Below are 10,959 nucleotides of genomic sequence, written 5' to 3' on the forward strand. Positions count from 1 at the left end.
GGAGACGCCAATGCCTGCCGTGCAGGAGACCATCGACCGGGTCCGATCCATCGATCTGGACCAGTACAAGTACGGGTTCGAGACCACCATCGAGATGGAGAAGTCCGAAAAGGGCATCTCCGAGGACGTGATCCGCTTCATCTCGGCCAAGAAGGACGAGCCCGAGTGGATGCTCGCCTGGCGCCTCGACGCCTACAAGCGCTGGCAGACCATGCAGGAGCCCGACTGGGCGCGGGTCTCCTACGACAAGGTCGACTACAAGGACATCTACTACTACGCGGCTCCGAAGCGCCCGGCCGCCATGTCGCTGGACGAGATCGATCCGGAAATCCTGAAGACCTACGAGAAACTCGGCATTCCCCTGCGCGAGGTCGAGGTGCTGGAGGGCATCGCCCCCGAGCGCCGGGTCGCCGTCGATGCGGTGTTCGATTCCGTCTCGGTCGCCACCACGTTCAAGGCGGAGCTTTCCAAGGCCGGCGTGATCTTCATGCCGATCTCCGAGGCCATCCGCGAGTACCCGGACCTCATCAAGAAGTACCTCGGCTCCGTCGTGCCGGTGACGGACAACTTCTTCGCGACCCTGAACTCGGCGGTCTTCTCCGACGGGTCGTTCGTCTACATCCCGCCGGGCGTGCGCTGCCCGATGGAGCTCTCGACCTATTTCCGCATCAACGAGCGTGACACCGGTCAGTTCGAGCGGACCCTGATCATCGCCGACAAGGGCTCCTACGTCTCGTATCTCGAGGGCTGCACCGCCCCGAAGCGCGACGACAACCAGCTCCACGCCGCCGTGGTCGAGCTCGTCGCCCTCGACGACGCCGAGATCAAGTACTCGACGGTGCAGAACTGGTACCCGGGCGACAACGAGGGCAAGGGCGGCATCTACAACTTCGTCACCAAGCGCGGCGATTGCCGCGGCGCCAACTCGAAGATCTCGTGGACGCAGGTCGAGACCGGCTCGGCCATCACCTGGAAGTACCCGTCCTGCATCCTGCGCGGCGACAATTCCCGGGGCGAGTTCTACTCCATCGCCGTGTCGAACGGCATGCAGCAGGTCGATTCCGGCACCAAGATGATCCATCTCGGCAAGAACACCACCAGCCGGATCATCTCGAAGGGGATTTCCGCCGGGCGCTCGCAGAACACCTACCGGGGCCTCGTCTCGGCCCACCGCAAGGCCACGGGGGCGCGCAACTTCACCAACTGCGATTCGCTGCTCATCGGCGACCAGTGCGGCGCGCACACGGTGCCGTACATCGAGTCGAAGAACTCCTCCGCGCAGTTCGAGCACGAGGCCACCACCTCGAAGATCTCCGAGGACCAGATGTTCTACTGCCAGCAGCGCGGCCTTTCCAACGAGGAGGCGACCGCGCTCATCGTCAACGGCTTCGTCCGCGACGTGCTGCAGCAGCTGCCGATGGAGTTCGCCGTCGAGGCCCAGAAGCTGATCTCCATCAGCCTCGAAGGCTCGGTGGGGTAGGGCGGTCCTACGCTGATCCAGCGTGCACTTCTGCCCTCTCCCCTCTGCGGGAGAGGGTGGCCCGCGAAGCGGGTCGGGTGAGGGGAGCACTGCCCTTTCCGGAGACGTCGCGCTGCCCCTCTCCCGCCTGCTCCGCAGGCACCCTCCCCCGCAGAGGGGGAGGGTCGCTGGCCAAACGCATTGAATTTCAGGACGACGCTGCAATGATCGAAATCAAGAACCTCACCGTCGCCATCGAGGACAAGCAGATCCTCAACGGCCTCAACCTCACGGTGAACGACGGCGAGGTCGCCGCCATCATGGGGCCGAACGGCTCGGGCAAGTCGACCCTGTCCTACGTCATCGCCGGCAAGGAGGACTACGAGGTCCTCGACGGCGAGATCCTGCTCGACGGCGTCAACATCCTCGAGATGAGCCCCGACGAGCGCGCCGCGAGCGGCGTGTTCCTGGCGTTCCAGTATCCCCTGGAGATCCCGGGCGTCGGCACCATGACCTTCCTCAAGGCGACGCTCAACGCCCAGCGCCGGGCGCGGGGCGAGGGCGAACTCTCGACGCCCGACTTCATCCGCAAGGTGAACGCGGCGGCCGAGAAGCTCGAGATCAACAAGGACATGCTCAAGCGCGCCCTCAACGTCGGCTTCTCCGGCGGCGAGAAGAAGCGCATGGAGATCCTGCAGATGGCCCTGCTGGAGCCGAAGTTCTGCGTGCTGGACGAGACCGATTCCGGCCTCGACATCGATGCCCTGCGCGTCGTCTCCGGCGGCGTGAATGCCCTGCGCGCGCAAGGCCGCTCGTTCCTCGTCATCACCCACTACCAGCGCCTGCTCGACTACATCGTGCCGGACGTGGTCCACGTCATGTCGCAGGGCCAGATCGTGAAGTCGGGCGACAAGGATCTCGCCAAGGCCCTCGAAGCCTCCGGCTACGCCGAGTACCGCACGGGCGAGGCCGCCTGATCATGGCCGACATCACCCCGCTCCGCACGGCGGCCGAGACCGGCCTGACCAAGCTCTTCGAAGCCACGAAGATGAAGTACCCCACGGGCGTGTCCATCGCCCGCGAGGAGGCCTTTCGCTATTTCGAGGCGGTGGGCCTGCCGACCCGGCGGGTCGAGGCGTTCAAGTACACGGATCTCCGCTCCGCCTTCCGCGACGCCGCCCATCCGGCCGAGATGCCCTCGGCCGAGACCGCCAAGGCGGCATCCGCCGAGGCCAGGGGCTTTGCCGGGATCGAGGCCGTGCGCCTCACCTTCGTCAACGGCCACCTCATCGAGGCCGAATCCGACCTCACCCGCATCCCGGCCGGCATCACCGTGACGCCGCTCACGCAAGCTCTGACCGATGGGGATGCGCGCCTCGCCCAGCTCACCCCGGTGAAGCAGGCATCCGAAAACGCGATCTATCAGCTCAACACCGCCTTCCTGGCGGATGGCGCGCTGATCACCGTCGCGGCCGGCGTCACGGTCGAGACGCCGCTGCATCTCCGCTTCGTCGGCACCGGATCGGAGGCCTATTCCACCGCCACCCGCGTCCTCGTGGTGCTGGAGGAGGGGGCGGAGGCGCTGATCCTCGAGAGCCATGAGGGGCCGGACGGCGTCGCCTACCAGCCCAACGACGCCGTGGACGTGGTCATCGGCGATCACGCCACCTTCCGGCATGCCCGCCTCAACGCGGAGGGCCGCGAGGCCGTGGCGCTCTCGACCCTGTCGGCCCGGCTCGGCGCCGAATCGGCCATCGAGACCGTCAACGTGGTGGTGGGCGCCGTGCTCTCGCGCCATCAGGTCTACCTGAACTTCGCCGGGGCCGACGCCCGCGCGGTGGTCAACGGCGCCGCCATGCTCAACGGCAAGCAGCTCGCCGACACCACCTTCCTCGCCGACCACGCCGCCACCGGCGGGGTCAGCCGCGAGCTGTTCAAGACCGTAGTCGACGGAGCCGCCACCGGCGTGTTCCAGGGCAAGATCATCGTCCAGCAGGCGGCGCAGCAGACCGACGGCAAGATGATGTCGGCCTGCCTCATCCTGTCCGACGAGGGCCAGATGATGAACAAGCCCGAACTCGAGATCTTCGCCGACGACGTCGCCTGCGGCCACGGCGCCACCTGCGGCGCCCTCGACGACGACCTGCTGTTCTACCTCATGCAGCGCGGCCTGCCGAAGGCGGAGGCCGAGAGCCTGCTGGTCCAGGCGTTCCTGGGGGCCGCCATCGAGTCGGTGGGCCACGAGGGCGCGCGCGACGCCTTGATCGGCACCGTCGAGGCGTGGCTGAAGGCGCGCGGCTGAAGACAAACAGGAGGTCGGCCTCGAAAGCGAGGCCGACCTTCGGATGCCCGCCCCGCCCCACGGCCTCGTCCCGAGGTGTCGGAGCGCCGCGGGTTCTGGAGCCCTCCTCCGCGGCTGCCTCACGGCACCTCAGGATGAGGAACTGGGTGGGTTCGTCACCCGACTCCTCTTGGAAAGTCGAGACATGAACGCACCCATCCAGTCCGCTCCTTACGACGTCCAGGCGATCCGGGCCGAATTCCCGATCCTCGCCCAAAAGGTCTACGGCAAGCCCCTGGTCTATCTCGACAACGCGGCCTCCTCGCAGAAACCGCGGGCGGTGATCGACGCCATGGTGGGCTGCATGGAGACGGGCTACGCCAACGTCCATCGCGGGCTGCACTTCATGGCGAACGCCGCCACCGAGGGCTTCGAGGGCGCGCGCGAGACCACGCGGCAGTTCCTCAACGCCGAGTCCACCGACGAGATCATCTTCACCCGCAACGCCACGGAGGCCTACAACCTCGTGGCCTCGTCCATGGGTCTCATGGGCCAGATCGGGGAGGGGGACGAGATCATCCTCTCGATCATGGAGCACCACTCCAACATCGTGCCCTGGCACTTTTTGCGGGAACGGCGCGGTGCGGTGATCAAGTGGGCACCCGTCGATGACGAAGGCAACTTCCTCGTCGAGGAGTACGAAAAACTCTTCACGCCGCGCACGAAGATGGTGGCGATCACCCACATGTCGAACGTGCTCGGCACGGTGACGCCGGCGGCCGAGATCGTGCGGATCGCCCACGCCCACGGCGTGCCGGTGCTCCTCGACGGGGCCCAGAGCGCGGTCCATGGGCCCATCGACGTGAAGGCGCTCGATTGCGACTTCTTCGTCTTCACCGGCCACAAGGTCTACGGCCCGACGGGCATCGGCGTGCTCTACGGCAAGAAGGACTGGCTCGAGCGCCTGCCCCCCTACCAGGGCGGCGGCGAGATGATCCGCACGGTCAGCCAGGATTCCATCACCTACAACGATCCGCCGCACCGGTTCGAGGCCGGCACCCCGGCCATCATCGAGGCGGTGGGCCTCGGCGCGGCGCTGGAATTCATGATGACGCTCGGCCGCGAGAACATCGCGGCGCACGAAGCCTCGCTCCTGGCCTACGCGCAGGAGCGCCTCGGGGCGATGAACTCCGTGCGGATGATCGGCACGGCCAAGGGCAAGGGCGGCGTCATCGCGTTCGAGATGAAGGGTGCGCACGCCCACGACATCGCCACCGTCATCGACCGCCACGGCGTCGCCATCCGGGCCGGCACCCATTGCGCCATGCCGCTGCTCACCCGATTCGGCGCGACCTCCACCTGTCGCGCCTCGTTCGGACTGTATAACACCCATGCGGAAGTCGACGTCCTCGCCGAGGCCCTGGCCAAGGCCGAGATGATGTTCGCCTGATCCAGAATCCCGGCGGTGGACGGCGGGGATCGACGACGATCCGCGACCCTCACGAGGACAGTACCATGAGCGATTCAGCCATCACCGGCGGGGCCAACACCCCCGCCATCGCCAGCGCCTCGGCGATCCCGCCCGAGGAACTCGACCGCCTGACCGACGACATCGTGGCGGCGCTCAAAAGCGTCTACGATCCCGAAATCCCGGCCGACATCTACGAGCTCGGCCTGATCTACAAGGTCGACATCGCCGACGACCGCACGGTGGCCATTGACATGACCCTGACCGCTCCGGGTTGCCCCGTCGCCGGCGAGATGCCCGGCTGGGTCGAAACGGCGGTGGCGGCGGTGCCGGGGGTCCAGGCCTGCGCCGTCACCATGGTGTTCGATCCGCCGTGGGACCAGAGCCGCATGTCCGACGAGGCCCGCGTCGCCCTCGATATGTGGTAGCGGCCGGCCCCGCTCAGCCTTCGCTGGCGAGATCCCGGCGCGCCGGGAAGGTGAGCCCGTCATAGATGTCGGTCATCGCCAGGGTCGCGCCGATGTCGGGCAGGGCGATGACGGCCTCCAGTCCCTCGAAAGTCTCGATCTCCCAGCCGTCCGCACCGCGCCGGTAGAGCAGGGCCTGCGGCGTCACGGTCTCGACTAGGAGGATGGCGGCCAGCGTCGGGTGGCGCTTGTACTCCTCGACCTTGCGGGTCTGGTCGATGGAGGTCGTCGAGGGCGAGGCGACCTCGACCACGAGCCGGGGCTCGCGCGCCTCGTAGGTATCGGGCATCAGGGGCGCGCACTCGACCATCACGTCCGGCCGGCGCAGGCCCCGGATGCCGGTGCGAATCGAGATGTCGGCCGTGGTGGGTCGGCACGGCTTTCCGCGCAACTGCGCGTACAGCGAGCCGATGATGTTCACGGTCGCCCGGTCGTGCTGCATGCTGGCCCCGGTCATCATCTGGTGCCGCGGCACCGGATGCCCGTCGACGAGTTCGTACAGCTCGTCCTGGTCGCGCTGCCAGACGAAGAAATCCTCGGGGGTCATGCTGAGGCGGGCGGCATCGGCCATGGTGAATCCTCCGTCCGGACAGCCTACCATACGGCACCGGCTCCTGCGCAGCGGTGGTGGACCCGGGCCCGCGCAATCCTTATCTTAACCGCGCACGATCATCCTCAACCGCCCGGGCCTTGAACCCGGCTGCCGGAGAGACCCCATGGCTTCGAATTTCAAAGTCCTCTCGCTCACCGACGCGGCGGCGACGCGCATCAAGGCGATCATCGCCGATGCCGACCGTCCCATCGCGGGCCTGCGGGTGGGCGTGAAGAACGGCGGCTGCGCCGGCATGTCCTACACCATGGAATACGCCGACGGGCAGAAGCCCGGCGAGGACATGGTCGAGGATCGCGGGGTCAAGGTGTTCGTCGACCCGAAGGCGCTGCTGTTCCTGCTCGGCACGCAGATGGACTTCACCGCGACCAAGCTCGCCTCGCAGTTCGTGTTCAACAACCCGAACCAGACCTCGGCCTGCGGCTGCGGCGAGTCCGTGGCGATCACGCCCGTGAACCCCGAGGCCGTCCGCGCCACGGCTTAGGGCCGGCTCCGGCGTCAGGCGACGTCGGAGAGCGGCAGGCTCTGGCTGTCGTCGACGGTGCGGTTGCGGCCGTCGCGCTTGGCCATGAACATGCACTGGTCGGCCCGCTCCAGGAGCGACACGGCCGTGTCGCTGGAGCGCGAGACGGCGATGCCGAGGGAGATGGTGACCTTGCCGAGGGACTCCCCCGTGGAGCGCTTGACGAGGTCGCGCCCCATCACGCTGGCGCGGACCTTCTCGGCCAGGGCGAAGGCCTCGGCCCGGTCCGTTCCCGGCAGGAGGATGCCGAATTCCTCGCCGCCGAAGCGCGCCAGGGTGGCGCGGGCGGTGATGTGCTCGCGCATGACCAGGGCGACGAGGCGCAGGACCTGGTCGCCCGTGAGGTGGCCGTAGACGTCGTTGAAGCGCTTGAAGAAGTCGACATCGATGACGATGAGGCTCGCCGGCGCCCGGTCGGCCACCGATTCCTCGACCATGGCGTGCAGGCTCTCCTCGAACTGCTTGCGGTTCGACAGGCCGGTGAGGGGGTCCGTGAGGCTCTCGAGGCGGGTCGCCGCCAGGGTCTCGCGCAGGGATTCGATCTCGTTGCGGCTCTCGCGCATGCGCGCCTCGAGGGTGCGGTTGTTGGCCGTCACCTCCCGGGTGGTCGCCACCAGGGCGCCGACGATCTCGTGGACCCGGGCGCGGTCCAGGCCCTGGCCGCCGAGATCGTCGGAGAGAAGGCGCAGGGATTCGCCGTACTGCGCCGTGGAGCCCAGGGACAGGTCGAGCACCTCCATGATGCCCTCGATCTCGGAGAGCACGGTGCTGCTCGTGCGCTCGGCCGCGTGCGCCAGGCGCTGCCCGTCGAGATAGGTCTCGTAGAGGGTGTCGATGTCGGAATCGAGCAGGGCACCCTTGGCCGTGAGGCGCTTGACCGCGTCGTTCAGGAGGGGCTGGAGGCCGGAGACGTAGGTGTACCAGACCGTGTAGGCCCGCGGCGTCGCCGAGGGGCCGTAGTCGCGCATCAGCACGTTGGCGCGTTCCGCCAGCGCGAAGGTCCGGTCCCGGTCTCCGTGATTGCCGCCCATGTTCCGTCCAACCACGCGATCGTTCCCGGACCGCGCGCCCCGGCGGGGGCGCGCGGCCGACGGCGCATCCTAGTCGGCAGATCGTGCAGAGGCCGTTAAGAGGCCCAGAACTCCATAAGAGATCCGGAACCCCATCGAAGACCCGGATCCCTTTCCGCAGCGGACGGACGGGCGCCCCTATTTCGGCGTCTTGATCACGGCCGGACGCAGGAGGAAGGCCGGTACGTGGGAGCCGAGGCCGACGGGGGTGTCGCCGTCATCCTCGTCCCCGCGCCGCCGGGGGGCGGGCCGGCGCTCCTCGCGCCGCGGCTCGGCGGTGCGCGCGGGCACGCTCGTCCGTTCGGGCGCCGGCTCCCTGGAGCGTGCGGGTGCAGGTGCGGGTGCGGGGGCGGCGACGGCCTCGACCTCAACCGCCGCGGACGGCCCCCGCTCGGGGCTGCCCCTACGGCCCCTGCGGGCGCGGGGCTCGGCGCGGGATTCGGACCGGGCGGCGTCACGGGCGGGCTCGGCAGCGCCGCGCCGGCGCAGGGTCTCCCCGGACTTGCCGCGATGACGCGTCCGGGTCGGCGCGTCCTCGCTCACCGTCGCGGGCGCGGCCTCCGGCAGGGCGCCGAGGTCGCCCTCGGCCCAGGGGATCGGCTGGCCGATGAGGCTCTCGATGGCGGTGATCGAGCGCTCGTCGGAGCGGGTCACCAGGGTGAAGGCGTGGCCGGCGCGGCCGGCGCGGCCCGTGCGGCCGATGCGGTGGACGTAGTCCTCCGGGTGGTGGGGCACGTCGAAGTTGAAGACGTGGCTCACGGCCGGGATGTCGAGGCCGCGCGCGGCGACGTCGGAGGCCACCAGCAGCGGCACCTCGCCGGAGCGGAAGCCGTCGAGGGCGATGGTGCGGGCGCGCTGGTCCATGTCGCCATGGAGCGCGGCGACGTTGAAGCCGTGGCTCGCCAGCGACTTCTGCAGGAGCGCCACGTCGCGCTTGCGGTTGCAGAAGATGATGCCGTTGTTGAGCTCGGCCTCGCCCCGGATGAGCCGGCGCAGGAGGTCGCGCTTCTCGTGGCCCTCGGAGCCCGTGGCCACGAGCTTCTGCACGATGGTTTCGGCGGTGGAGGCGGGCCGGGCCACCTCGATCCGCTGGGGCGTGTGCAGGAACATGTCGGCCAGCCGCTCGATCTCCGGCGGCATGGTGGCGGAGAAGAACAGGGTCTGGCGCGTGAACGGCACCATTTTCACGATGCGCTCGATGTCGGGGATGAAGCCCATGTCGAGCATCCGGTCGGCCTCGTCGATGACGAGGAGCTCGACGCCCGTGAGCAGCAGCTTGCCGCGCTCGAAATGGTCGAGGAGCCGGCCCGGCGTGGCGATGAGCACGTCGGTGCCGCGCATGAGCTTGGCATCCTGGTCGGCGAAGGACACGCCGCCGATGATCAGCGCCACGTTGAGCTTGTGGTTCACGCCGTAGCGGTCGAAATTCTCCACCACCTGGGCGGCGAGTTCGCGGGTCGGCTCGAGGATGAGCGTGCGCGGCATGCGGGCGCGGGCTCGGCCGTTCTCCAGCAGGGTCAGCATCGGCAGGGTGAACGCCGCCGTCTTGCCCGTGCCGGTCTGGGCGATGCCGAGCACGTCGCGCCGGGCCAGGACGTGGGGGATGGCCTGGGCCTGGATGGGCGTCGGCTCCGTGTACCCGGCCGCCGTGACGGCCTGCAGGACCTTGTCGCTCAATCCGAGGTCGGCAAAAGACATATTCTATGAGAACCGTTGCGCGCGGGAATGGACCAACCGGCGCGGAGTGCATCGACACGGCGACGGCTTCAAGGGGCGGTTTCGACACACGACCCGCCGCGCACACGCGTTGCGGGGACACTTAGAGCCCCGGGCCGGCTTGTCAATCGAGCGGAGTGCGGCGGGTGGATTTATCCCGCCGCCGCGGATCGTATCCGCCGCACGGCAGGCCTTCGCGACGCGGGACCGCCGCTTCGGCGGCCTCGCCGCCTGAACCCGATCTCAGCGCCTGAGGCCGGAGGCCGTGCATGGGTCGAGGGTGGTGCGGGCGGCGGCCGGGCCGATGGAGCCCGTGGTCTCGGGATCGACCAGGACCGCACGGGCCTCGCGCTGGCGCAGGGCCCCGCCCTCGACGGCACGGGAGAGATACTGCGTCGCCCCGAGGGCGCCGAGGCCGAGGGCGAGGCACAGCTTGATCGTCCAGGGCAGCAGGGTGCCGGGCCGCCGGGGCTCGGACGCCTCCCGCTCCCGGGCCGGAGCCTCGCCCCGGGGCGTCTCGATGAAGCGGTCGGGAGGCAGCATGGCGGGGACGATCGTCGGTGTGGTGGCCCGGTCGGGCCGGTCGGCGTCGATCCTCCCCGATCACGGTTAAGAGAGCTTCACGCGGCGCCCGATCACCGTTGCTTCCCCCGAGACGGCGGCGGGGGCGCCTCCGTCGGGGCCGTGCCGGGCCGCGGGGGGGGGGGGCGGCATTAAAACGTCAGGTGAACGCCCGGTTCCGGCAAAATCGTACCCCCACAGGGGGCGGCGGGAAGGATCCGCAGAGACCGCGATGCCTTCGGCCCCGAGATGCGGCGGCACTATCCTTATGGAACTGTGAATGTGCGCCACGGCACCGACGGCTCGAAGGCGAGGTGACCTGCGGCTAACCTTTACCCTTCATTGAGATGTGCTGGGCTATCCGATGCTCATGTTGCAGGAAAGCGACAGACCTCGCGGCGTCCAGGGACTACAAGCGCGCCGGCTTTCGCCAATCCAGAACCGAGTACCCCGATGAAAAGACTGCTTCTCGCCACGACCGTCCTCGCCGGCCTGACCGCCGTCGCCTCGGCCGCCGACCTTCCGCGCCGCGCCGCYCCGCCGGTGTTCGTGCCGGTCCCCGTGTTCACCTGGACGGGCTTCTACGCCGGTTTCAACGCCGGTTACGGCTTCGACGCCTCCAGCAACAACGCGCCCACCGTCATCGGCGTCAACGGCGCCAGCACCCTGGTCCGTCCGGGCACCASCCAGGCGATCGCCTTCAGCAACGGCAGCACCAACGACGGCTTCGTCGGCGGTGGTCAGATCGGCTACAACTATCAGTTCACCCCGGGCTCCGGCTTCGTCGTCGGCGTCGAGGCCGAT

At 68.7% G+C, this 10,959-nt stretch carries 10 protein-coding genes and 1 pseudogene; 7 read left to right on the forward strand and 4 right to left on the reverse strand.

What is annotated here, in order from left to right:
* The first annotated feature begins 10 nt into the window (after window positions 1-10).
* The 5 genes from sufB to ASF28_RS18120 all read left to right on the forward strand — a co-directional run bounded on the left by sufB (window position 11) and on the right by ASF28_RS18120 (window position 5,636).
* Window positions 11-1,480: a Fe-S cluster assembly protein SufB gene (sufB, locus tag ASF28_RS18100; RefSeq protein ID WP_056095944.1), complete on the forward strand. Its 1,470-nt coding sequence runs from the start codon at window positions 11-13 to the stop codon at window positions 1,478-1,480.
* 203 nt (window positions 1,481-1,683) lie between these two features.
* Window positions 1,684-2,436 carry a Fe-S cluster assembly ATPase SufC gene (sufC, locus tag ASF28_RS18105; protein WP_056095949.1) on the forward strand — a complete coding sequence of 251 codons (753 nt, stop codon included), beginning with the start codon at window positions 1,684-1,686 and terminating at the stop codon, window positions 2,434-2,436.
* Window positions 2,437-2,438: 2 nt separating this feature from the next.
* Complete coding sequence (sufD, locus tag ASF28_RS18110) at window positions 2,439-3,761, forward strand: Fe-S cluster assembly protein SufD (protein ID WP_056095952.1); 1,323 nt, start codon at window positions 2,439-2,441, stop codon at window positions 3,759-3,761.
* Between the two features lie 184 nt (window positions 3,762-3,945).
* Complete coding sequence (locus ASF28_RS18115; protein ID WP_056095954.1) at window positions 3,946-5,190, forward strand: cysteine desulfurase; 1,245 nt, start codon at window positions 3,946-3,948, stop codon at window positions 5,188-5,190.
* A gap of 65 nt (window positions 5,191-5,255) precedes the next feature.
* Window positions 5,256-5,636: an SUF system Fe-S cluster assembly protein gene (locus tag ASF28_RS18120; protein WP_056095958.1), complete on the forward strand. Its 381-nt coding sequence runs from the start codon at window positions 5,256-5,258 to the stop codon at window positions 5,634-5,636.
* 13 nt (window positions 5,637-5,649) lie between these two features.
* Here the strand turns inward: ASF28_RS18120 and ASF28_RS18125 are convergent, their stop codons facing one another.
* Window positions 5,650-6,246, reverse strand: a complete 597-nt coding sequence (locus ASF28_RS18125; protein ID WP_056095961.1) for a Uma2 family endonuclease — start codon at window positions 6,244-6,246, stop codon at window positions 5,650-5,652.
* A 145-nt stretch (window positions 6,247-6,391) separates the two neighbouring features.
* On the opposite strand from ASF28_RS18125, the gene ASF28_RS18130 reads away from it, so the two are divergent.
* Window positions 6,392-6,769 carry a HesB/IscA family protein gene (locus tag ASF28_RS18130; RefSeq protein ID WP_056095965.1) on the forward strand — a complete coding sequence of 126 codons (378 nt, stop codon included), beginning with the start codon at window positions 6,392-6,394 and terminating at the stop codon, window positions 6,767-6,769.
* Window positions 6,770-6,783: 14 nt separating this feature from the next.
* On the opposite strand, the gene ASF28_RS18135 is transcribed toward ASF28_RS18130, so the two are convergent.
* From ASF28_RS18135 to ASF28_RS18145, 3 genes are all read right to left on the reverse strand, one after another.
* A complete protein-coding gene (locus ASF28_RS18135; RefSeq protein ID WP_056095968.1) occupies window positions 6,784-7,839 on the reverse strand; it encodes a GGDEF domain-containing protein in 1,056 nt (351 codons plus the stop codon).
* A 177-nt stretch (window positions 7,840-8,016) separates the two neighbouring features.
* Window positions 8,017-9,576 (reverse strand): DEAD/DEAH box helicase, encoded by a 1,560-nt coding sequence (locus tag ASF28_RS18140; protein WP_056095971.1) that lies wholly within the window; start codon window positions 9,574-9,576, stop codon window positions 8,017-8,019.
* A gap of 261 nt (window positions 9,577-9,837) precedes the next feature.
* Window positions 9,838-10,137, reverse strand: a complete 300-nt coding sequence (locus ASF28_RS18145) for a hypothetical protein (RefSeq protein WP_056095973.1) — start codon at window positions 10,135-10,137, stop codon at window positions 9,838-9,840.
* A gap of 471 nt (window positions 10,138-10,608) precedes the next feature.
* Between ASF28_RS18145 and ASF28_RS23455 the strand changes: the two are divergent.
* A pseudogene (locus ASF28_RS23455) lies at window positions 10,609-10,959 on the forward strand (porin family protein); the annotation flags it as partial.

The organism is Methylobacterium sp. Leaf99, from assembly GCF_001422375.1.
Classification (GTDB): domain Bacteria; phylum Pseudomonadota; class Alphaproteobacteria; order Rhizobiales; family Beijerinckiaceae; genus Methylobacterium.